We start from the raw sequence: 24144 nt of genomic DNA, 5'->3' as shown, positions 1-24144 counted from the left end.
GTCTACAAATTTACGGCGAAATGCGTCAATAAAAATAGACAGTAAAAGCATAAATATGGACAATATTACTTTTACTTACTAATATCCTTTTAATATTATTTTGTAAATTTGATATTTTCCTTCTTTATTAATATCGAAAACAACTTCATTATTTTTATTTATTTCTGCTGTAGCTTCTTCCGTTTTGTAGCTAGCCGCTTTACTCGTATCAAGGTAATCATCAGGCACAAACCGTTCTACATTTTCTATGGAAGTAATTGTGAAATTTTCAATTTTAATAGCAGCCAATGCAGCTTCTTGATTACCACCAGTAACAAAAACCACTATGGTCTCCGAATCGTTTAAAGCCGCCGCCACATGAAATTTGTTAGCTGTAGTTTTTAGTACATGCCCTTTAAACGATCGCGAAAGTTCTCCAAAAATTTGTCCAACGGGAAAAACGGTTGAGTAATTCCAATTAGTAAGTCCTAAGCCAGGTATAGATGAATTTATAGGTGGCCAAAATGCAGCTGCATCGGCATTTGCTCTTGCATAAATCTGAATTATATCTGGGATTATATTAGCTGCTTCCATGTATAACGCACGATTATTGTAATCTCTAGAAGGCATCCATTCGGACAAATAAACATAATGTTTCTCTGCATTGAAATTATTAGCACAAGCATTTATTCTAGATTCTAAATCGCTTATATTGTGGGTGTCTGTTTGGTAGCCTGTATAGGTATGTAAAGCAACACCATCTATAACTTGATAGGCTTTTGTGAATTGTTCTTTCATGGTTAAAAATTCCTCTGGTTTGGTATAATCGCCATTAACCAATAATTTAAACTTTCGATTAGGGAATTTTTCATCTAAATGCGAAGCTAAATTCATTGCTATTTGCGTATATTTAGATAATTTTGCAGCTCTATCAACGCCGCCGCCCCATTGCAACCACCATTCATTACCTATTTCCACAATACCAAACTGATCACCGGCATAATTAATAGCTTTCTCTGCCGTAAGTTTTAACTCCTGTAAAGCGGTATTAAACTGCTCAGAACCTAATACTTTGTCCATTGCGGCAGCCGTAGGGATAACAATACTGTAATTACTAACATTTGCCTTAAGTGAACTCACTGATGCTCCTGGATTTTCTGGTGCTGAGTTCCAACTTGGTGTTGTATTAGAATCCCATTCATAAAATTCAGATTCCCAACCTCCAGGATATCTCATAATGCTATAATCTATAGTATTTAAAGTATTAGCAAAGGAAGGAAAAGAGGTGTTTGAAACCTGTTTCCAATCGTTATTAACTCCAAAAATCTCAGGGTGAATCGCCGTTTTTTCTGCGGCATTTACAGTTAAAATAACATCAGGAACGACCTCTACAATAATTTCATCTGTTTCATCAGTTTCATCATTGATTATAGGGTCGATACTTTCCTCTGTTTCATTAGTAGAACAAGATGCTAAAATGCATATAAATACTAGCGTGTTAACAATTTTTACAAACGGTGCTTTCATGTTTAATTTTATTTTTAATAATTATTAGTTAGCAGTTTTTAATGCCTTAAGTTTTTTGGTAAAATCTAAGATATTATACATTCAATGTTTTGTGTCCTAATACCCTTTTTAATAAAGCCAAAATATTAAATAACACTCGTATTAAAATATCAATGTAAGTTGCATAGAAAGTTACCTACGCTATCTATATATTCTAATAAAAACTAGAATTATAACACACAACCTTTTACTTTAAGCATACAATGTTTCTATCAACATCAAAATCTTCATTTAGCGCATCGTCTTCAAGATTCTAAAACTATTTCACTAATCAATATTTACCAGAAGCGTCGAAATAACTTATATATAAATTAATTTGTGAAATGAAACTCTTGTTCCTAAAACCATCATTATAAACTCCATCAAATCAATTAATTTTTGATGTTTTAATAACAACACCTCAGTTATAACCTAATATTACTATTAGAAATATTCCCTACTGAAAGATCTATTGTACACAAGTAAACATAGATTATTATTTATTGTAAGGAAACAAAACACAGAACATGTTTTTCAAAACCAAGAAATAGCTTTATTTATAACTCAAATACTGCTATTGATAGCCAATTAAAAACAAATACAATCCTCTATTTTCAAATATATAATCAAACAAAAAAAGAAACATAGATATAAAAATCTTATCTATGGATAATATTACTATAAAAGACTATATTTATATTAATAATTTAAAATGAACTAAAAATCACTATTATATTGCACTAAAAACATAAACACATCATAAATAGATTAAAAGTATTAAGCCAACGGTATAAATACATGGATGTTTATTTTTATATTTAGAGCCTAAATAAAAAATTTTATAGGTTCAATAAATAAGAAAACAAGCTAAAATCTACTAGAAGATTTTATTTATATTAAAAAAAACAACACAAACTAAAACAACTAAATAGTGTCAAATTTAAACATAATGAAAAATGGATAATACTACTCTTAAGGAAGGGTTTCTTGGTCAAAAAATGGTTGCCTTACCAAAAACCATAATTAGTGATATTAAACAAAATAAAATAACACAAAGCTTTTATGTAAGCGATTTAGGCTACTATCCTATGGCTAACAATCACCACCGAATTAGAAATAACGGTGCGAACCAATATATTTTTATCTATTGTACAAAAGGAAAAGGTGAAATAATAATAAACAATATAAAACATTTAATATACCCTAATCAATTTTTTATAATTCCTAAAAAAGTTAAACATGAATACAAAGCTGATGATAAAAGCCCTTGGAGTATTTATTGGTTTCATTTTAAAGGGGCATTAGCACAGCAACTGTATGGTAGGTACGCTTCAACGCACTCTAAAAATTATAAAAACGTGCCGTTCTCTTTAGAAAAAATAGAAAGTTTTGAAAAAATATTTAACCTATTCAATAGTAATTATTTAGAAAACCACTTAGAATATGCCAATCTGTTAAGCTTAAACTTTATTAGCTCTTTTATTTATCATGATTTTGAATCTACTGTAGAAATTAATAAAAAGGACACTTCGGTTGATTTAGTAAAAGAATTTCTGCTAAACAACTTAAATAAAAATTTTACATTAGACGAAATAGCCACAAAATTTAATTACTCTAAATCCTATTTGCATACTAAATTTAAAGCAAAAACAGGATACCCCATACTCGTTTTTTTTAATTTAAAAAAAATACAAAAAGCCTGTGAATATTTAAATTACACCGATTTAAGTGTAAAAGAAATTAGTTTTAAAATAGGTTTTGACGACCCTTTATATTTTTCTAGAATATTTAAAAATTTTATGGGAAAATCGCCTAGAAATTACAAACAAAATTTAGATAAATAAATCTAGATAAAAATTATAATAACTTTTTATATTATTTCTTTTTTTGTTTTCTAATTAACCATTTAATCCACTATATACATTTATTTAGAGCCTATTATACGACCAAAGGGATTTTAACTAACTCGATTACACATAATAGCCAAGATCGCGCAACTAAAAGTATTAATGGAAGATGTAATGCTGTTTTAACCTGTGCGCGGCAAAGTTGCTACAAATAAGTGGCAAATTATATGTATTTTCATGTGGTTTAAACTATCTCTAGTAGATATTATAAACTACTTATACTATAATTTTCTCTGTTTTACATCTTAAAATAGGAGATATTAAAAAGGTTTTAAATATAAAATCCCCTAACTTCTATTTGTTTAGTAACCTCAATCAAATTACTATCCATTAGAAATTAAGGGAAAATTATTTTCAATAAATTCAGCTTGTTAACAAGTTCATTTTTCAATTAAAAACTGAAAAACAAACAACTTTACTCATAATTTTTAAGCCTGTATTAAAATGTTTATACCTTCTTCTGAAAATATTTACTAAATACTAAAAATAAAATACCGCATAACAACCAAGAAGGTAAAGTTACAAAAGATAAAAACACATCAAACTTAACAGAAATGAAATAAAATAATCCAAAGCTAATAGCCCATGCCCAAAACACCGATTTGTTAAAAGACAAATTAGCCAATTCAGCGTAATTTTTTATAATGCCCACTTTTTTATGAAAGAAATGCTCAAATACAATTACCGCTCCAAACGGGGCTAAAATGAATCCGTACAACGCTACAAAACCTAAAAGTTTCATTGCGAAAGCGGGAAACAACCCTGCTATTGTAGCCACAGTACCAGCTATAATAGTAACCTTGGCAGTAGATAATTTTGGCAAAATAGCTTGAAAGGCTAAACCAGCTCTGTAAATAGTAGGATTGGCTGTTGTCCAACCTGCTAGTACCACAGCAATAATACCAAAAACACCAATAGCATTATAAGCCATAGGACCAGGAGCTACAGGCGGCGCATCTCCAACACTTAAAAACGCTTGTGCCTCTGGTGATTTTAAATATACAGCATAAAGTAAAGCTGCTGCTATCCAGGCCATGTAATGACCAACATACATTCCGGCAGCGGTAGCCCATCCTGCTTTGGCTTGTTTAGCAAATCGAAATACTGATAAATCGGACATACCAATATGCATGGCACCATTAGCAAACCAAGACCATATAACAACATGCCAAAAAGTAAATTTTGTTTGCCCAGGAAAAGGGTCACCTCCTTCACCCCAAATATCCCAAAATTTTTGAAAGCTATCAACTCCTAATTGGCCTAAAGCAACAATTCCAGCAGCAACAAAAGCAAGTACAATAACCGGAGACATCCAATTTGCTGCTTTCGTAACAGTATCATAACCACGTGCTGCAATTATAGAGATTACTGCTCCAATGACAATAACAATAATTACCCAGGTCATTCCATTTGGAAGCGTATCATCTAACTTAGGCATTGGCATATTAAAAGGAATACCAACTGCTGTAGCCGAGACCGTAATCATAGAGCCAGCGAGAAAACAAAAAAGAATTCCATTGGCTAAATTATACCCCGTGACCAATTTTTTTCCACAAATTTTTTCTAATTGATAATACAGAGTCAACCTATTTTTAACCGCTATTTCTGCAGTTAAAAATCGCCAACTTAAAACGGCTAACAAATTCCCTATTAATAAACCAACTATCAAGTCAAAAGCACTAACACCAGCGGTTAAAAACAGAGGTCCAATCATAAATTCGGTACCCGCAGCATGTTCGCCGGCATACATCCCTATGAAATTTTTCCAATCTTTTAATTTAGAGTTTGGCACCGGAGTTCTTTCAAACTCTCCTCCTCCATTTTCTTCAATAATATCTTCTTCAATACTTATTTGGCTCATTTAGTAGTTCTGTTATATTTGTTAATAAAAAACGTATTCCATATAAAATAGAATAGCAATAAATTTTAAAATTTATATAAAAAAAAGACAGATAGCCACATTTTTATGCTGTGCTATCTGTCCTGCTTTTATTTAATAGTATTTAGCATACACCACACGTGTATGTAAATATTCTTCCATACCATGCTTACCATCTGCACCACCAACACCAGATTTTTTCCAACCTGCATGGAAGCCTTGAATTGCTTCAAAATGCTCCCTGTTTACGTAAGTTTCTCCAAAATGCAAACCGTTAGTAGCTTTCATTATGTTGTTAAAATTTTCTGAAAAAATAGAAGATGTTAATCCAAATTCTGTATCATTAGACATGGCAATAGCTTCATCTAATGTATTAAATTTCATTACCGGTAATACAGGTCCAAAAACTTCTTCTTGAATAATTCGGCTATCCTGACTACAGTTTGTTAAAATAGTTGGCTCATAAAAGTAACCTCTATCAAATTTTTCAGGACGCTTACCACCAACTAAAACTTCGGCTCCTTCTTTCTTAGCAAATTCAACCATTTCAGATATTTTATCTAATTGATCTTTTGAAACCAAACTACTCATATCTGCATTTACACCTGTTAATGCGTCTTCAATAGTAACTTGACTCATTTTTTTTGTAAGTTTATCTACGAATTCATCATAAATACTATCCTCAACATAGACACGTTCGGCACAGTTACAAACTTGACCACTAAAAATAACTTTAGATGATACTACAGAGTTAACGGCTAATTCCATATTAGCATCAGCACAGACAATAGCAGGGGCTTTTCCACCTAACTCTAATGATACTTTTGTAATATTTTCGGCAGCCGCAGTAATTACTTTTTGTCCTGCACCAACACTACCGGTTAAACTAATAATTCCGGTAATTGGGCTTTTAGATAGTGCATTCCCAACTGTTCTACCGGCTCCACAAACAAAGTTTAAAACACCATTAGGTAAACCTATTGTTTGAATAAAATCTGCAAATTCCATAATGGTATTTGGTGCTTCAGAACTTGGTTTAATAACACAAGTATTTCCTGTAATTAAAGATGCTGCCACTTTACGTGCCATTACAAAAAATGGGAAATTCCAAGGACATATACCTACAGCCACCCCAATTGGCACTTTGTGCAAATATATATGTTCTTTTTCGCGATCACTCTGAATAATTTCTCCTTCTATTCTACGAGCCCAACCTGCATTATAATCAAAATAATCGGCTGTTACATCAATTTCCACCTGAGCTAAACCAATAACTTTAGCTTGTTCTTTAGACAATGTTTCTGCCAAAAACACTCGGTTTGCTCTAATAACATCGGCCATTTTATGCAAAAATGCAGCTCTCTGTATAGCTGGTAAAGCTTCCCAAGCTGGTTGTGCTGCTTGTGCAGCCTCTAAAGCATTATTTGCATCTTCTACTGTACCTGTAGATATGGTACTTATAACTTGTTCTGTACATGGGTTCAAAATCTCAATAACCGAAGTTGCTTTTGAGTCTATAAATTGCCCATTAATATATTGTTTATAATGTTTCATAATATTTTGGTTACTTTATTTTATGACAAAAATTTCTTTCTTAAATCTTCTACTTGTTCATCATTAATAGGAACCATTTCACCAAGTGAATTTCCAAGTACTATTGATTTGGCACTAAATTCTGCAACTTCCAAATAATCAAAAGTTTGTAATAGTTTATCTCCTGTAATGATAACTGAATCGTTTTCTATAATTAATGCTGTTGGACAATTATCAACAATTTCAGAATGATTATTTTTTCTAAAATGACTTCCGTATTCTACGAAGTTAATATCTTGTAAAAATATCCAACTCTCTGGTATAGTTCTTACATTAAGATATTCTCCTGTTACACCAAAGGCCATTAAATATGGAGATTGCGTCATTATAATAGAGTTTACATTTGGGTTTCTATTATAAATTTCTTGATGAATCCAAGTTGCTCTACTTGGTTTTTTACCTGCTTCTCGTTTTCCGTCTTTTATTTGAACAATATCTTCCATTTCCAAATCCCAACGGTTTGCTCCTGTAGGTGTAATTAAAAAGTCGTTATCTTTCCAACGCATAGAGACTGTACCATAAGAACTAATCATTAAACCTTGCTGACAAGAACGTTGTACAATTTTACAAATTTCTAAACGTTTTTCAACCTCATCAGACGGGTATTTTGTAGTTTCCATTTCTGGTAAAACTCCTGTAGCTTGTGTTTCAAATTCATTAATTTGATCATCTGAAAGATACTTTGGAGTTCCTATTTGCGAACCGTAAAGTATGGTGCTAGCGCAAAACTCTAATGCTTCGAATCTTTCATAAGCATCTGTTAAATCACTACCACCTAATACAGTACCATGGTTTTCCATGATAATAGCTTTAAATCCTTTTTTAAATTCTGCAGCAATTACATCTCCTAAATCATCACTACCAGGCAATCTATAATCTGCATATCCAATTGGACCACAAATATGTTTTGCTTGTGATATAATATTTGTATCAGGTATTTGGCGCACAATACTAAAGGATACTAAGGCTGGAGGATGCGCGTGTATTACAGATTTAATATCTGGCCTGGCATCGTAAATGGCTTTATGAAAAGGAAACTCCGAGGATGGTTTGTGTTTACCTACAATAGTTCCATCTTTTTTAACGCATATTATATCAGATGCTCGCAACGACCCTTTATCTATTGCCGATGGCGTTACCCATATATTACCATCATCATCTATTATAGAAATGTTTCCACCAGATGTAGTGGTCATACCTCTTTTATAAATTCTGCTTATTATTTCTGTGATTTGATCTCTAGGGTGAACTAATTTTGTGTTTTTTGACATTGGATTACATTTTCATGAAATAGCTTAAAATAAAATACTTTTTCTGTTAATATTCATTTACTTTTTACAAGGGTTTAACCACTTATTATAAATGGAACATGCTTTTTAAGTGCATAATTTTTTTTCAAAAACTTAGAGTTTAATTTCGTGTCTGAAATTGAAATAGCTGCTCCCAAAGCAGATCCTAAAGATGCATTTGTTGTTCGTAATTTTTTATCTCTAAAATTGTGAGATAGTAGCTTAATAAACAAATCATTATCGCTAAAACCACCATCTACATACAAGCCTGAAATAACGTCATCTCCAATAGCTTTATTAATACATTTTATTTGAAGTAAAACTAATTCGGTCATTAATTGATGATACGCACATTCATATTTATCATAATTATAATAGGTTGTAGATGGCATTTTATCATCAGAAATACCTTCCCATTTAAAGCAATATTTAAAATCTTTCATGATATCCAGGTAAATATCATAATCGAACTTTACATTGCGATGATAATCATCATCTACACCAAATTTTTCATTAAGCTTTTCAACTTGAAGCTTATATTCGTTTCCTAAAAATAAACGTGAGGCCTTTACGGGTTTGCCATTAATACGCATGTAATTAATAACATCGCTATCATTTATTTCGGTTGAAATAGGATTTTCTGTAAAAGGGTTAAATGTTATACTCCAGGTTCCTGTAGAAATTAAAACAAACTTTTTCTTTATACTCCGAACATATGGTAATAAAGCTGCAGAACTGTCGTGAATACCAACACCTATTTTAATACGATGTCCGTTATAATTCATATTAATACTAGTTTCAGTTGAAACTATAGGAGGCAATATCTTATCGATACCTTCTTGGTATACCCAGTTATGATAATCTTTTTTACTATAATCCCAAAGCGCTGTATGGCAGCCTATGCTGGTATATTCGCTTAAAGGAATTCCTGTGAACACATGACTCAAGTATTGTGGTAAATGCAGCGAATACTTAATTTTATTAAATATTTCTGGCTTAGTTTCTTTTAACCAATATAATTGCAACCCAGAATTTAACATACTTAGATCTGAACAGCCGGTAGTTTTTAGGAACTCTTCTTTTGGTCCATATTTTTCAAAAAAAGAAGATACAATTTCCTCAGGTAAAGGTTTTGTATAGTTATATAAAGGCGTTAAAGGTTTTCCGTTTTGATCAATATGCACAAAACTTGCTCCATATGTAGAAAAGTTAATAGCCTTAACATTAAATTCCTTCTTTTCTAAAATACGGTTAAAAACATCTTTTAACCATTTTTTTAGTGCAGGAAGGTTTTCTGTTGGGTGTCCATCTTCATCCTCTATTTCTTCAAAAGAAATATACTCTTTATGTACTTCTTTAAAGTCTTTGTCAAAAAGGAAGAATTTTTTATTTGTTTTCCCGATATCAAAAACTGCGGTTACTTTTTGTTTCATACCACAAAGATTAAAGTCCTGTAGCTACAGTATGTTTACCTCTTTCTTTTATTAGTTGCCCTCTAACATCTAATGCTCTATAAGCATCTATTGGGCTAATAACACCACCTCTGCTTAATCGTGCTTTTTCTAAAAGCGGTCTAACATCGGTTCTGTAAGCGCCTTGTAAAATCTCTTGACATTTAACCACATCGTTATCTAATTGTGCTGCTTTTAAAGCAACTTGATCTATTAATAACGCTTTGGCGTAGGCTTCTTGTATTGCTTCAAGCGATTGAATTAAATCTTCTAATGGATCTTTTACATTATGACTAGCATCAATCATCCAAGCTAAATCTGGGTTTTGTGGATTATTAGCCATACCATAAACTAATTCATTAAAAATTAAGAATAAGGCGTAAGGTTTAATACTACCTACTGTTAAATCATCGTCACCATATTTACTATCATTAAAGTGAAAACCACCTAATTTTCCTTTTAATTGTAAAATAGAAACAATTTGTTCTATATTAGAATTAGGTAAGTGGTGTCCTAAATCTACTAAAGTATAAGCTTTGTCTCCACAACCATTAGCTAACATTAAAGACGCTCCCCAATCTTGAATAACCGTGCTATAGAAGTTAGGCTCATAAGGTTTATATTCTACTAACAATTTCCAGTCTTCTGGTAGGCCTTTATAAATATCTATTAAACTATCTTGAGTGTTTTGAAAAGCAGTTTGAAAATTATTTTGACCAGGAAAACAAGATCCATCGGCTAACCAAACTGTTAATGCTTTAGAGCCTAATTTATCTCCAATTTTAATAACATCTAAGTTGTGCTGTATAGCTTGTTCTCTAACGGCTTTACTAATATTACTTAAAGAACCGTATTTATAAGACTCTGCGGCATCTTTTTGATCTTGAAACGTATTAGAGTTTACAGCATCGAATTTTATGTTTAAAGCATCTGCTTTTTCTTTTATTGCATTATAATCTGAAGGGATATCCCATGGAATGTGTAAAGATACTGCTCCAGCCGTTTGTGTTAGGCTATGCAAAACCCCTATATCTTCTATTTTTTGCTCAAGACTCGTTGGTTCTCCAAAAAAAGAAAAGCGCCCAAAGCGCGTACCACCAGCTCCTAATGCCCAACTAGGAATAGCAACTTGAAAATCTGCCAATCTTGTCACTATATCTTGAACATTATGGCCTTGTTTACTTAGTTTATTGGATAAAAAATCGAAACTATCATTATGATTATCTAATGACGATTTATTAAAATTTAATAATTGTTCTTCTTGTATTTTCATGATTCATATTTCTAAAAAAAGTAAAGAAACTTCCATAAATCAAAATATTTATGGAAGATATCTTATACTAAACTAAACTAACTTGTTAATAATTTTTATCTCACAAAGGCATTTGCCATACCTCCATCAACATTAATAATATTTCCTGTTGATTTATCTAATATCCCCACTAAAGAGAATACACCATTTGCTATATCATCTGGTGTAATGATTTCGTTTAATAAGTTTCTTTTTGCGTAAAATGCAGGCAATTCTTCTACAGTAATTCCATTAGCTTTTGCTCTACCTTCTGCCCAAGCACCTTCCCAAATTTTGCTTCCTACAATAACGCCATCTGGATTTACTGTATTCACTCTTACTTTATCTTTAGCTAATTCTGCTGCCAATAAACGTACCATATGCTGTTGTGCTGCTTTAGCAGTTCCATAAGCTACATTATTTGGTCCAGCAACCAATCCATTTTTACTAGCAATTGCTATATAATCTCCTCCTAAACCTTGCTTACGAACAATAAGAGCAAATTGCTTAGCTAAATCAAATTGACCTTTTACTAAAATATTTTGTAAAATATTCCAGTCTTTATCTGTTGTTTCTGTTAATGGTTTAGAAATCGCCAAACCAGCGCTGTGTACAATCATATCTACACCACCAAACTCTATAATTGCTTTTTTATAAGCACTTGCAATAGAATCTGTATTAGTTACATCACAAACAGCGTATGAAGAAACATCTCTTGCAAAAGTTCCATTCGCCTCAATTAAAGCTTCTTCATTAATATCTGTAAGTACAACATTTGCACCTTCTGCAGCTAACTTATCTGCAATTGCTTTACCAATTCCACCACCAGCTCCAGTTACTAAAGCTACTTTTCTAGATAATGGCTTTTCTTTTGGCATACGTTGTAACTTTGCCTCTTCTAGCAACCAATATTCAATATCAAAAGCTTCTTGTCTTGGTAAAGAAGTATATTCTGTAATAGCTTCTGCACCACGCATTACGTTAATTGCATTGATATAAAACTCACTAGCAACACGTGTTGTTTGTTTGTTTTTTGCAAAACTAAACATACCAACGCCAGGGTAAATAATTATTACCGGGTTTGCATCGCGTATTGCGGGGCTATTATCTTTTTTACAGGTATTATAGTAATCTACATATTCTTGACGGTATGCTTCAAATGCAGGTTCTAATTTTGCCAAAATAGCTTCAGAATCAGATAAATCTTCATTTTTATCTAAACTTAAAACTAAGGGTTGAATCTTAGTTCTTAAGAAATGATCTGGGCAAGAAGTTCCCATAGGCGCTAATCTTTCCAAATCGTTACTATTTATATATTCCATTACAACATCTGTATCGGAAAAATGTCCAATCATTCTATTTTCAGAAGAGCATAACCCTCTCAATAAAGGCATCAGTTGAGCGGCTTTTTCTAAGCGCTCTTCTCTTGGTAAACTCTCTACTTTTTGACCGCCGAAAACTTCACCTTGTTCTTTTAATTTCTTTTCTATGAATTCAGAAGCCATTTCAATTACTTCTAAACTATTCATATAACACTCGTAAGAAGTGTCTCCCCATGTAAATAAGCCATGGCTACCTAAAACAATACCTCTAATTCCGGGGTTATCTGCTAAGCATTTTTCTAATTGCAAACCTAAATCGAAACCTGGTTTTTGCCAAGGCACCCACCCCATGGTGTCTCCCCAAATTTCTTTGGTTACTTTTTCACTATCTTTTGCAGCAGCAACGGCTATTAAAGCATCTGGATGCAAATGATCTATATGAGCAAAAGGTAATAAACCGTGTAAAGGTGTATCTATTGAAGGAGCTTTGCTGTCTAAATCATAAATACAATGATTAAACAAACCAACCATTCTATCTTCATCATGTAAACCTTGATACACGTTTTTTAAATCACGTAGTCTTCCTGTATACAAACCTGCAATTCCAGATCTTGTTAAAGTACCAATATCTCCACCGGAACCTTTTACCCACATTACTTCAACTTCTTCATTTGTTAAAGGGTCTTTTTCTATGGTTTTACAACTTGTATTTCCACCACCGTAATTGGTAATTCTCAAGTCTGCACCCAAAATATTTGAGCGGTATAAAAATAATTCAACTTGATTATCTCCAAGTGACAATGCCTTTTCGTCATCCCATAAATAATCAACGTACTTAAAACTTTTTGTAATTTCCTTCATAATAGATGTTAAAATAAATAATATTCCAAAAATATATTTCATAACCAACTATTGTATCCTGTACTGTACCGTAAAGAGTTATTTTGTTTTTAAATTTGCTTGTTTTCAATGTTAAAAAGTTACTAATTATGTACTAACGAAAACAAAAAAAAATCGTAACATTTTTATGGTTTTACTATGTTTTTTTACCCCCAATTTGTTTTGTAGAAATAAGCAAAGAGTAAAAAATAAACCAGAAATATAGCTATATTAAAAAAACTACTTGTTTTAATGAGAGCATATTAAGCATTTATACTAACCAAGTATGATTAACCTGCTTTATGGATTACTATTTTTGCAATTTTTATGGATACATTAATTGAAGGCGTTAAAACCTCCGGTATTTAACTTATATTCTTTTGTAGAAAACCCCGTTTTTTTCTTAAATAACCTACAAAAATAGTGTTCTGAATTAAATCCTAGCTGAAACGCTATTTCTTTTGCCTTTAAATCTGTATTTCTTATTAGAAATTTAGCCTTTTCAATTTTTAAAAGAATAAAATATTGCATGGGCGCTAACCCCGTTTGGTATTTAAAATCTGATCGGAATTTAGAATAACTTATGCGATTAGATTGACAAAACAATTCTAAGTCGAAGGTTTTATCAATTTTTTTTTGCATCACATATTTCGCCTTTGAAATAATAGAGTTATCAACTTCTGTAACACTTTTTCTATTTTGGTTATTTTGAATTTCTGCAATTAATTGCATGCAAATACTGGAAATTGTTTTTTGGTACCCGAAAGGCTCATCAATAGCTAATTGAAAAATGGATGTAAACAAATTCATGACGAGCATACTTGCACTATTAGGTATTACAGGATAACTCTTTTTTAAAAAACAATCTTTCATAATAATATCAGGAATACTACCGTGAAATCCAACCCAAACCTCAGTCCACCCAGTATTTAAAACTGGCTTATACCTGTGCCACTCACCAGGAAAAAGCACAAAAACGTCGCCTCTATTTATGTTTATAATACCGGTGTGTGCGTTTTCGAGCACCCCCTTTCCATGCGTTATAAGCACTATTTGGTACTCATTTAAAACCCTACCTCTATCCCAAGAAAACATATGAGAGGTTGGATGTCCTTTAGGTGGGTATTGCGAGTTTGGCGGCACGCTAGCATGGCCTATGTCGCTAATCACCATCCCCCATTTAAAATCCAAATCTGAATGAACAAAGTACTTCTTAAATTCCGACTTTAAGACATTATCAATTTGTGCAATTTTTTTATCAATATCTGTATTTTTTATCATCAAAACATCTTGTTTATTGCAATTGTAAATGTAACATTTATTATCAAAAAGTACAAAACACTTTTTTCATTTGAGACAAGCCTTATAAGGTCTAGCATTTATATATATTACGCTATTAAAATAAAGTAATTAATGTGCTAAAACTTAACTAAAAAATAATATAGAACACCACTATTTCAATATTAACTAAATTAAACTACTATGAAACATGCCCCACCACTAGTATTCATTTTATTATAACACAGCTTTTTTTTTAACTAGAAAATATCAGCTTAATTAATAAGTTTTAAAAAGACGCTGTTAAATTTTTTCTGAATTAATACTAGAGCGATCAACCTCTAAAAATAATTCAAACACTTACATATTAGCCCTATTTTTTAATTAATAGTTTAACTTAATTAAGTTTAAACCATTAATAAATTGGTAATAAACCTTAATGGGGTGTTTAAAACAAAAAAAGATTTGTAAGCAAAAAATTTGTAACGTCTTTTAATGTAACAATTAAAAAATAAAATGGAAATATTACAAGATATAACGATAAAGTCGAACTCTAGTACACCTAAATACAAGCAAATTGTAAATTCTATTATTCAGAATATTATAGTTGGAAACCTTCGAGTAGACCAAAAAATTCCATCGATAAACCTTCTAAGTGAAGAGTACTATTTATCTAGGGATACTGTAGAAAAAGCTTATAAAATTTTAAAAGAAAAACAAATAATTACTTCTATTAGAGGAAAGGGGTATTATATAAATAGAACAAAATTTGATAGTGGTGCAAATGTTTTATTTCTTATAAATAAGTTAAACCACTATAAACTACCAGTTTACAATTATTTTATAAAATCCTTAGGACAATCGTGCAATGTAGATTTAAAGGTATACCATTGTGAAGAAAGTTTGTTTTTAAACATTCTTGAACAAAATATAAAAACTTATGATTACTACATTATCATGCCACATTTTAAAACAGAAAACAACAATTATATAAGTTGTACTCAAGCCGTTTTAGAAGCTATAAAAAAACTTCCTCCTCATAAAACAATTTTAATTGATAACAAAATAAAACAACTCGAAGAGGTATCCGAAGTCTATCAAGATTTTGAAAATGATATTTATAATGCCTTAAAAAGTGGATTGAATAAAATAAATAAGTACAAAAAGATTTTTTTAATCTATCCAAAAAACAGCAACTACCCGTATCCGAAAAAAATTTTACACGGGTTTAGAAAATTTTGTGTAGCGTATAAACTAGATTTTGAAATTTTAGATAAAATTAATCCCGATCTCACTATTAATAAAGGAGAGTTATTTATAACCATTGAAGAGGCTGATTTAGTTCATTTGATAGAAAAAATTAGAGATAAAAAATTTGCTATAGGCACCGATGTAGGTATTATATCCTACAATGACACACCTTTAAAGGCACTTTTGGGAATAACCGTATTCTCTGCAGATTTTAAAATTATGGGAGAAAAAACATCTCAAATGATTCTTAATAACGAAAAAGGAAAATTTAAGGTCCCTTTTAATTTTATTGATAGAAATTCTATTTAGCTAACATTTTTTATATTTCGTAATTTAATGTAATTTTAAAAAAAAATAATCCTCTAAATTAATACCCTACTTTATATAAATGGATCTCATTAAATACATAAATATTGACGAAAATTCCAGAGTACCTAAATACCAACAAATTATAGATTCTATTATCCATAATATCTCTATAGGAAATTTTACGATGGACCAAAAAATTCCTTCAATTAATATGTTTAGTGAAGAGTTTTACCTTTCTAGAGATACCATTGAAAAGGCGTACAGTATCTTAAAAGAACGCAATATAATTACCCCTATTAGAGGCAAAGGGTATTACATTTCTCGTACAAAACTAATCTCTAAAGTTAATATTCTATTTCTTGTAAATAAATTAAGTTCTTATAAACTAAAAACTTATAATCACTTTTTAAATAGTATTGGAGGAAATTCTCTAGTAGATTTACAAATTTATCATTGTGATGAAACTCTATTTTTAAATTTACTCGACAAAAACAAATCGGCCTATGACTACTATGTTATCATGCCTCACTTTAAAACTGAAGATTTAAAACACGTAAGTTTCACTAATAACGTGATTAATGCCATTAAAAAAATTCAGCAAGAAAAATTAATTATCCTAGACAATGTGAAACCAATTTTAGATGACGTTTTAGGAGAAATTTATCAAGATTTTGAAAATGATATTTACAATGCTTTAACCGAAGGTCTCAATAAAATAAAAAAATACCAAAAAATTATTTTGGTGTACCCAGATAAATCTGTTTATCCTTATCCTAGAAGAATTCTACATGGTTTTAGAAAATTTTGCGTAGAACATAAACTAGATTTTGAAATATTAAATGAAGTCTACGATGACATAATACTAAAAAAAGGAGATCTATTTATTACCATTGAAGAAGCCGATTTAGTAAATCTAGTAAAACAAGTTAGAGAAGATGAATATAAATTAGGTTCAGATATTGGAATTATTTCTTACAATGATACAGCTTTAAAAGAACTTTTAGGTATTACCGTAGTATCGACAGATTTTAAAGTAATGGGAGAAACTGCAGCACATATTATATTAAATAAAAGGAAAGAAAAACTAAAAGTACCTTTTCACCTTATTGAGAGAGAATCTTTGTAAAAGACACAAAATCCTAAAAAGTGTGACAGTGTAAAATTTGAGGTAAATATATTTTTAATATAATCTCGAAATAGAAGCACTTTTTTAGAAATCTTTTTACTTTTCAAATACTTTATAAAAGGCCTTATCCTTATTACCAATTACCTCATGCGCTTTAAAAACTAATTTTTCGCCTTCTCCAATATAAAGACTTTGCAAAACACCCTTTTTATCTAAAGTAATTACAGCAAAAGTACCTTTAAAATAAATACCTAAAGTTTCGTTTTTATAAACCTCCTCTTTAGATTGTGTTATTATATACTGAATTAAACTTCTTGTAGGCGTTTTACTTTCTATTTTTAGCCCTTTGTAAATACCATTTTGTTCCATTTTGTTAACCGATACAATAGAGGAATTCTCCATGGCATTGTAGGGCTCATAAACCACTACAAATGGGTTTTTCCAAGCTTCGCCTTCATTTCTAATTACCAAAGTTGGTGTCGTCAAATCATCATAAGGTTCTGGCGCTTCATATGTTTGAGGGGCTTTTACTTGGCTGTAACTGCGGTTTGCAAAACCAGGAATATATAGTTGCATAAATAATGCTCCAGCTTTTAATTTTTCGGTTTTAAACGTGACTTTTACATCACCTGCGTAAGATTTTGAGGTTTTAACATCCTTAAAAAAATGCCAGCCAGGATTTCTATACCTATTCTTATTCCATTCTAAATTAGCATTTTGCATATATCTATTGGGGGTATTTATAAAACTCATATCAGTATTTTCTATGCTAAGTGTATCACCAATATTATGATACAAATAATCATGATATTCATTTGATAACCTTGACTTAGAACGAAATACGTCTACATAATACCCGGTTGTTGGGGAGGTTCTAATTAGCGCTAGAGTACGTTGTTGTGTTGCTTCTGCTTTATCACCGCGATCATCTTCAAAACTGGTTTGACTAAAGGAATGATAAGGTGAAACCCCCTCTGCCCCAACCTTGGGTTCCATTGAAACCAGTTGAACAGTATTAATCCCTAAATTACTCCAACCACCTTCGCCTTGAGAACTACCATTTACAATTACGGTGTTGTGCGCTGCAAAAATTCTAGAATAATTTTCATGGATATCTTTAGCATATTTACCTCTGCCATTGTCAACACCTAGAACCTGTCCTTCACCATACAATTCTATATTCATACCTTCTGCATGTCCATGAACCATGTGCGCACCACCTACAAAACACATTAAACCATCTTTAGGACGGTTAGTGCTACTCAAATTTCTTTGCATAACGATACCTGCATGATATACTCTATCGGTTCGACTCAATTTAACCCCTTCAGGATCCCCTTCAATATTATTATACCAAAAAATAGACTCCATACCTTCTCGTTTATATTTACCATCACGCATGGCTCTATTAATAAGCGGACCAAACTTTTCTTTTAGATCGATTAAACCATCCATTTTTGCTAAAATATAAGCATTTTCATAAGCACTATATATCGCAGTTCCACTACGATGACCATCGCCCCATCTTATGAGTTCATTATTTGGATACACAAAATAATCCAACCTTGGTAACGCATATAGCACATTGGGATATTGTTTGGCTAATTTTAATTCTGGTCTATACCGATTTATCACTAGCATAAGTTTTGCTATTATAGCGGTAGAATGATTTAAATACTGAGATGTTTCTGGCCAAATATCGCCTTTTTCTTTATAATTTTTAGCCATGGTATTAAGCGCATCTTGGTTTTTTGTATTTTCAGTTAAAAAATACGACAACCATTTTTCACGTTCTTGCTCATCGTCTATGGCTAAGGCATTATATACTAGACTTGGTGATTCTAGGACGGGATGGTTAGAACCTGTATGCCCGTAGTTCACTGAAATATTAGCATATGTTCTAAACACCTCTTGTGCTTTGTTAAAAGGGAAATCTACATTTTTATTTTTTATAATATCAAAGGATTTACCCCCATTTTTAAGGTATGGTGACAAAAAATCGTAAACTAAAGGTAGTTTATATCCAATTACACGTACTTCTCTAAAACCATCATATGGAAATAACCAACCGCCTCTTCCATGCCACTCGGATAATTGAGATTTTTGTACAGAATTTATAAAAGAATACAAAATACTACTTGCCAGGTAAGCATACTTTTCATCTTCTGTTACATAATATATCATGCTACAATCTAAAGCTAATTGCAAGTATTCTATAAGTATTGCCGCAGGTTTCCATTCTTCTTCTGTAGCATTATCTAAATTTTTATGAATACCGTTTTCAACATGATCAGTTTTATAAAATGGAGGAAAACTGTTCTTCTCTATGCCAGACCAATTGAATGGTAATTGTTTGATATACTTATCGGGGTTTTTAATAAAAGTATTCACTTCTTTATCCACTTTAAACACTAATTTATCGTAAATATCTTTTGCCCAACCCTGTGTTTTTATTTTCTCAAGAACAGCTTTTTTTTCGCTTTCTTTTACCAAAATAAAAGGTCTTTTTAATTCTTGACCAACCACACTTGTCTGAAATGCTATTAAAAACCATAGTACTATTTGTAATTTTCTAAATAAAAATATCACATTTATTAATTTAAGAAATCTTTCCCCCATTTTTCTCTTAATTCTACAGCAAGCGATTTAACTAATTCTTTATATTCTGGTTTTTCAGCCAAATTATCTAGTTCTAAAGGATCGATTTTATGGTCGAATAACATACGAGCATAAGCAACTCCTTGGTCATCTGTCCATTCTGTGTAAAACAAATCGCCTTTTATTAAGGCTACGGCGTCTTTAAATTTACTCACAGCCCAGTCTTTTTGAAAAGCCTTTCCATTAATGATTGGCACAAAACTAGTGCCTTCAACCGTAGCAGGCGTTTCCAAACCAACTAACTCTGTTAAAGTTGGGTAAATATCTATAAACTCTATAATGGCATTTGTAGATTCTCCCCTTGTTTTTCCGGGAACCTTAATGATTAAAGGCGCTCTTAATGCGGTTTCAAAGGTTACGTGTTTACACCATAATTTATGGTCGCCTAAATTCCACCCGTGGTCTCCCCATAAAATTACAATGGTATCATCATCTAATTCTAACCGTTTTAATTCATCTAACACCAATCCAATTTGAGCATCCACATAACTTACACAAGCATAATACCCATGAATAAGTTCTTTGGCTAAACTATCAGGAATTTTTCCTTTTCTAGGAATGTTTCCATAATTACGCAATTCGCCAAAATTATTAAACGCCTCTGCTGGTGTGGATTCTGGTTGCATATAAGATTCAGGAAGTTCTATTTCATTTCTATTATATAAATCCCAATACCTTTTGGGCGCGTTAAAAGGCAAATGCGGTTTCATAAACCCCATAGCTAGAAAAAAAGGTTTGTTTTTGTTCTTTAATTTACGCAAATCGGCTATTCCTTTTTGGGCTATTTGTCCATCAAAATATGCTGTATCATCAACATCGGCTTTTTCAAAAGCGCTAGCACCTCCCATAGCCAAATTTGCATTACCATTTTCTATAATGTTTTTTTCCAACTGATAGTTTCGAATATTTCCCTTTGGAAACCACCTTTTATCCCAAGCTAAACTATCGTCGTCATTATGATGAAAAATCTTTCCGTTAGAAATAGTTGTATAACCGTTTTGCTTTAATAATTTTGGTAAAGATATGGCATGAGGCACATCGGTATCTGCTCGTGTATTATAATCTATAAACCGATGCCTTGTGGGTCTTGTTCCTGTAAGCAAACTTGCCCTAGAAGCTCCGCAAACAGGTATATTGCAATAAGCTCTATTGAATACTAAACTCTCTTGAGATAATTGATCTAGATTTGGCGATTTAATATGGTTTGCACCGTAAAAGTTTAGTTCGGGTCTTAAATCGTCAACCGCTATAAACAAAATGTTTTTTGGTGTTTTAAACGGGCTGTTTTCAGAGGTTTCATCCTTGTCTTTACAGGACGTAAAAACCAGTACCAAACTTAACAGATATAAAAATATTTTATTCATTTTGAAATGATTTTTACCAATGCTCAATAACTATATAATCACCTTTTTTCAAGGTATTTTTAACAGCATCTGGAATGGTTCGGGTTGGTGTATCTTGGTCTAATTTAAATCCTTTATTGCCTTTAGGTGTTATGATAGGCATATTTCCTATAGTTTTATTTAAAATATCGCCTTGAGATTTCATCCAGCTAAACATGGCTTTTTTTAAGTTTTCCTTCATAGAATTAAGCTCCGGGTTTTTAGCTAAATTATGTTGCTCAAACGGGTCGTTTTGTAAATCGTATAATGCTTCAAAAGGTTCTTTTTTAAATGCTGTGGCACCTCTTTTTATAAAATAATCGACTTGTGGTTTTCCTGTTAAGTTTTGTTTTACAACTTCTAAAGCATTAAAATTCCTGATGTATTTGTAACGTTTGTTGCGAATCATTCTTGATGGAAATACTTCGGAATTTAAAATATTCTGGTTGGTTCTTACTCCATAGACATACTTATTAATTTGTATATCTTCACCTTTTAAAAGCGGTAGAAAGCTTTTACCATCCATATCATCCGTAGCCTTTCCTCCTGCTATGTCCATAAATGTGGGTAGCACATCGGTATAATGTATGAGCTGGCTAGAGGTTGTCCCCGGTTTAATTACTTTTGGCCAACGAGCTACGAAGGGTACTTTTAAACCAATATCTTTAACTGTAAATTTGCCTGAAACTCCATGGTCTGCACTGTAAATAAATAGTGTATTGTCGCCTAAATAATCATCAACATATTTCAAAACATGCTCTATTTGGTTGTTATCTTCCTCTATACTTTTATAATAACCTGCTTTTTTATTTACAAAATCTTTATTGTCCTTTTTATCGGCGTTAAAAGGATACCACTTAATATCCTCTTTACTGGCATGTTCTACTTCAAAATATTTAGCGTGTGGGTATTTTGATGTAATAAACATACAAAATGGTTTATTTGAAGTTTTAAAATAAGCTTCAATACTATCTAACGGAATATAGTCTCTAGGCACACCCTTTTTAGGAACGGGTTGCCATTCTCTATCCCACTCGTAAACACTTGATGGTTTTACGTGACTTTTTCCTGCTAAAACCACCTCATACCCTAATTGCTTCATTCTAGCAGTAACGCTTTTAATATTGGGTTTTGTAGCTGTATGGTTAGCAAAACATCCATTTTTAAGTGGATATTTACCCGTAAATAACTGCGACCTACTTGGGGCACAAATGGCTTGAGCAGTAAAGGCATTAGTAAATAGCATACCTTCTTTGGCCAACCTATCTACCGCCGAAGTGTTTACTTTTTCATTGCCGTAACAACCGTAGTCATAAACATCTTGATCGTCGGCTAGATAGAAAATGATGTTTGGTTTATCAATAGCCTTTTGTACTTTATTTAAAGTCTTATTACTGTTCCCACAATTTGTTAACCCAATAAGAGTTAAGCCTATTGCTATTTTTAAATATATTCTACTTTTCGTAATATTAAAATCCTCACCTATCATAACCAATAACTTTTACTTATTTTCTTCTCCGTTTACCCTTGCTTTTTGCTCTACAAAATAAGGTTGAAATGTATAGTTAGAACTCTCATCCCATTTAGAATTTACTTTCGGTAAAAGCTTTTTCATGTTTTCTATCTGCGCTTTGTACTTTGGGTTAGCCGCTTCGTTATGCCATTCATTAGGGTCTATAGAATGGTCATAGAACTCTTCTGTTCCATCTTCATACTGAATGTATCTGTATTGATTTGTTCTAACAGCATGGTTGTTCATACCATAGGTAGTAAGTGCATAGGCCTCTTTCATTCCATGCTCTTCTGTCATCATAGACACCAAACTTTTCCCTTCATTCCTATCATAAGCAGGAAGATTAGCCAGTTCTAATAAAGTTGGGTACATTGATAACATTTCAACAGGCGCGTCAATCTTCTTGCCTTTTGGTAATTGAGGTCCTGCAAACATTAGTGGTGCTTTTGTAGCGGTTTCCCAAAGTGCATGTTTTGCAAAAGTGCCTTTTTCTCCTAATCGGTAACCATGATCGGACCATAAAACAACAATTGTATTATCGGCATATTCACTATTTCCTAGAGCGTCAAGAACGCGACCCAATTCATAATCTACATAACTCATACAAGCTAAATAGGCTTGGACAATTTTTTTCCATTCGCCACTTTCAATAGCCCATTCTGTAGATGGCATCATTGGTAAATCATTTATTTGTAAACCTACATTTGGAATATCTTTTAAATCATCGGCTAAATAAGGAGGTGTTTTTATACTATCCAAAGGATGCATGTCAAACCATTTTTGTGGCACATATAACGGTACATGAACACGTAAAAAACCTAAGCCTAAAAAGAAAGGTTTGTCGTATTTTCTATTTAAACGCTCAATCGTCCAATCTACAGAATGATGATCTGGCATTAAGGTATCATTTTCTGGAAAAGCTCCCCAGTCGGTACTTGTACGTCCGTATTTGCCTTTTTTAGATTTTGAAGTTCCAAAACCATCCCAAACAATTCGTTCTTTTGGATAGGGACCAAAACCTTTTACGCGACCTCCAGACTCATTAAACACGCTATCTGGTGCGTGGATATGGAATAATTTCCCAATACCCATGGTATGGTAGCCATTTTGCTCAAAATACTCTGGCAAAAAGGTAATATCTTTTGTACTAGGATTCCCCGCCCTTCTCACTTCATTATCGGGTGTCATGCCATAAATACCTGTAGTTGATGGTCGTAAACCTGTCATTATTGAAGCTCTTGATGGTCCACATAAAGGCGCTTGTACATGAGCATTTGTAAAAGTAACTCCCATATCTGCAAGTCTATCAAAATTTGGAGTTTTTACATTTGTAAAATTATCGATAGGTCCAATCATATTATTTAAATCATCAACAGCAATAAATAATACATTGGGTTTAGCAGCTTCTTCATTTACCACTTCAGTTTTTTCATTTTTACATGAAAAAAAAGCCAATGAAACTAAAAATAACAACTTTCTATATTTCATAATT

At 32.0% G+C, this 24144-nt stretch carries 15 protein-coding genes; 3 read left to right on the top strand and 12 right to left on the bottom strand.

Annotated elements, in window-relative coordinates; all coding sequences use genetic code 11:
• Positions 1 to 78 precede the first annotated feature (78 nt).
• Positions 79 to 1506, bottom strand: coding sequence for a hypothetical protein (locus FQU21_RS02995; protein ID WP_147676537.1), 1428 nt, complete (start codon positions 1504 to 1506; stop codon positions 79 to 81).
• A gap of 974 nt (positions 1507 to 2480) precedes the next feature.
• Here FQU21_RS02995 and FQU21_RS02990 point away from each other — a divergent pair.
• Positions 2481 to 3368 carry an AraC family transcriptional regulator gene (locus FQU21_RS02990; RefSeq protein WP_147676536.1) on the top strand — a complete coding sequence of 296 codons (888 nt, stop codon included), beginning with the start codon at positions 2481 to 2483 and terminating at the stop codon, positions 3366 to 3368.
• Between the two features lie 511 nt (positions 3369 to 3879).
• On the opposite strand, the gene FQU21_RS02985 is transcribed toward FQU21_RS02990, so the two are convergent.
• From FQU21_RS02985 to FQU21_RS02955, 7 genes are all read right to left on the bottom strand, one after another.
• On the bottom strand, positions 3880 to 5292 hold the full coding sequence (locus FQU21_RS02985; RefSeq protein ID WP_147676535.1) for a purine-cytosine permease family protein: 1413 nt from the start codon (positions 5290 to 5292) through the stop codon (positions 3880 to 3882).
• A 132-nt stretch (positions 5293 to 5424) separates the two neighbouring features.
• Positions 5425 to 6864 carry an aldehyde dehydrogenase gene (gene aldA / locus FQU21_RS02980; protein ID WP_147676534.1) on the bottom strand — a complete coding sequence of 480 codons (1440 nt, stop codon included), beginning with the start codon at positions 6862 to 6864 and terminating at the stop codon, positions 5425 to 5427.
• A 20-nt stretch (positions 6865 to 6884) separates the two neighbouring features.
• Positions 6885 to 8174, bottom strand: coding sequence for a class II aldolase/adducin family protein (locus FQU21_RS02975; RefSeq protein WP_147676533.1), 1290 nt, complete (start codon positions 8172 to 8174; stop codon positions 6885 to 6887).
• Positions 8175 to 8248: 74 nt separating this feature from the next.
• Complete coding sequence (locus FQU21_RS02970) at positions 8249 to 9625, bottom strand: FGGY-family carbohydrate kinase (protein ID WP_147676532.1); 1377 nt, start codon at positions 9623 to 9625, stop codon at positions 8249 to 8251.
• Positions 9626 to 9635: 10 nt separating this feature from the next.
• Complete coding sequence (locus tag FQU21_RS02965; RefSeq protein ID WP_147676531.1) at positions 9636 to 10916, bottom strand: sugar isomerase; 1281 nt, start codon at positions 10914 to 10916, stop codon at positions 9636 to 9638.
• A 95-nt stretch (positions 10917 to 11011) separates the two neighbouring features.
• Positions 11012 to 13117 (bottom strand): bifunctional aldolase/short-chain dehydrogenase, encoded by a 2106-nt coding sequence (locus FQU21_RS02960; RefSeq protein ID WP_187269309.1) that lies wholly within the window; start codon positions 13115 to 13117, stop codon positions 11012 to 11014.
• A gap of 354 nt (positions 13118 to 13471) precedes the next feature.
• Complete coding sequence (locus FQU21_RS02955) at positions 13472 to 14416, bottom strand: AraC family transcriptional regulator (RefSeq protein WP_147676530.1); 945 nt, start codon at positions 14414 to 14416, stop codon at positions 13472 to 13474.
• 513 nt (positions 14417 to 14929) lie between these two features.
• Here FQU21_RS02955 and FQU21_RS02950 point away from each other — a divergent pair.
• Both FQU21_RS02950 and FQU21_RS02945 read left to right on the top strand, forming a co-directional pair.
• Complete coding sequence (locus FQU21_RS02950; RefSeq protein ID WP_147676529.1) at positions 14930 to 15973, top strand: GntR family transcriptional regulator; 1044 nt, start codon at positions 14930 to 14932, stop codon at positions 15971 to 15973.
• A 79-nt stretch (positions 15974 to 16052) separates the two neighbouring features.
• Positions 16053 to 17099 (top strand): GntR family transcriptional regulator, encoded by a 1047-nt coding sequence (locus tag FQU21_RS02945; protein WP_147676528.1) that lies wholly within the window; start codon positions 16053 to 16055, stop codon positions 17097 to 17099.
• Between the two features lie 96 nt (positions 17100 to 17195).
• Here the strand turns inward: FQU21_RS02945 and FQU21_RS02940 are convergent, their stop codons facing one another.
• The 4 genes from FQU21_RS02940 to FQU21_RS02925 are packed head-to-tail and all read right to left on the bottom strand — an operon-like array spanning position 17196 to position 24140.
• On the bottom strand, positions 17196 to 19688 hold the full coding sequence (locus FQU21_RS02940) for an endo-acting ulvan lysase-like protein (protein WP_187269304.1): 2493 nt from the start codon (positions 19686 to 19688) through the stop codon (positions 17196 to 17198).
• Between the two features lie 5 nt (positions 19689 to 19693).
• The gene (locus tag FQU21_RS02935; RefSeq protein ID WP_147676526.1) at positions 19694 to 21121 is read right to left on the bottom strand and encodes a sulfatase; all 1428 of its coding nucleotides are present in this window, start codon (positions 21119 to 21121) and stop codon (positions 19694 to 19696) included.
• Between the two features lie 13 nt (positions 21122 to 21134).
• A complete protein-coding gene (locus FQU21_RS02930; RefSeq protein ID WP_147676525.1) occupies positions 21135 to 22628 on the bottom strand; it encodes a sulfatase family protein in 1494 nt (497 codons plus the stop codon).
• A gap of 12 nt (positions 22629 to 22640) precedes the next feature.
• Entirely contained in the window at positions 22641 to 24140 is a 1500-nt protein-coding gene (locus FQU21_RS02925) for a sulfatase (protein WP_222707982.1), read from the bottom strand.
• Between the last annotated feature and the right edge of the window lie 4 nt (positions 24141 to 24144).

This window comes from Algibacter pacificus, assembly GCF_008033385.1.
In the GTDB taxonomy this organism is placed as follows: Bacteria; Bacteroidota; Bacteroidia; order Flavobacteriales; family Flavobacteriaceae; genus Algibacter; species Algibacter pacificus.
Note: the sequence above shows the minus strand (reverse complement) of the source record. Positions and strands in the feature narration are given on the sequence as shown.

Excerpts from the sequence above, each read along its gene's own strand:
- FQU21_RS02995 (WP_147676537.1), bottom strand. The coding sequence starts at position 1,506 with ATGAAAGCACCGTTTGTAAAAATTGTTAACACGCTAGTATTTATATGC.
- FQU21_RS02990 (WP_147676536.1), top strand. The coding sequence starts at position 2,481 with ATGGATAATACTACTCTTAAGGAAGGGTTTCTTGGTCAAAAAATGGTT.
- FQU21_RS02985 (WP_147676535.1), bottom strand. The coding sequence starts at position 5,292 with ATGAGCCAAATAAGTATTGAAGAAGATATTATTGAAGAAAATGGAGGA.
- aldA (WP_147676534.1), bottom strand. The coding sequence starts at position 6,864 with ATGAAACATTATAAACAATATATTAATGGGCAATTTATAGACTCAAAA.
- FQU21_RS02975 (WP_147676533.1), bottom strand. The coding sequence starts at position 8,174 with ATGTCAAAAAACACAAAATTAGTTCACCCTAGAGATCAAATCACAGAA.
- FQU21_RS02970 (WP_147676532.1), bottom strand. The coding sequence starts at position 9,625 with ATGAAACAAAAAGTAACCGCAGTTTTTGATATCGGGAAAACAAATAAA.
- FQU21_RS02965 (WP_147676531.1), bottom strand. The coding sequence starts at position 10,916 with ATGAAAATACAAGAAGAACAATTATTAAATTTTAATAAATCGTCATTA.
- FQU21_RS02960 (WP_187269309.1), bottom strand. The coding sequence starts at position 13,117 with ATGAAGGAAATTACAAAAAGTTTTAAGTACGTTGATTATTTATGGGAT.
- FQU21_RS02955 (WP_147676530.1), bottom strand. The coding sequence starts at position 14,416 with ATGATAAAAAATACAGATATTGATAAAAAAATTGCACAAATTGATAAT.
- FQU21_RS02950 (WP_147676529.1), top strand. The coding sequence starts at position 14,930 with ATGGAAATATTACAAGATATAACGATAAAGTCGAACTCTAGTACACCT.
- FQU21_RS02945 (WP_147676528.1), top strand. The coding sequence starts at position 16,053 with ATGGATCTCATTAAATACATAAATATTGACGAAAATTCCAGAGTACCT.
- FQU21_RS02935 (WP_147676526.1), bottom strand. The coding sequence starts at position 21,121 with ATGAATAAAATATTTTTATATCTGTTAAGTTTGGTACTGGTTTTTACG.
- FQU21_RS02930 (WP_147676525.1), bottom strand. The coding sequence starts at position 22,628 with ATGATAGGTGAGGATTTTAATATTACGAAAAGTAGAATATATTTAAAA.
- FQU21_RS02925 (WP_222707982.1), bottom strand. The coding sequence starts at position 24,140 with ATGAAATATAGAAAGTTGTTATTTTTAGTTTCATTGGCTTTTTTTTCA.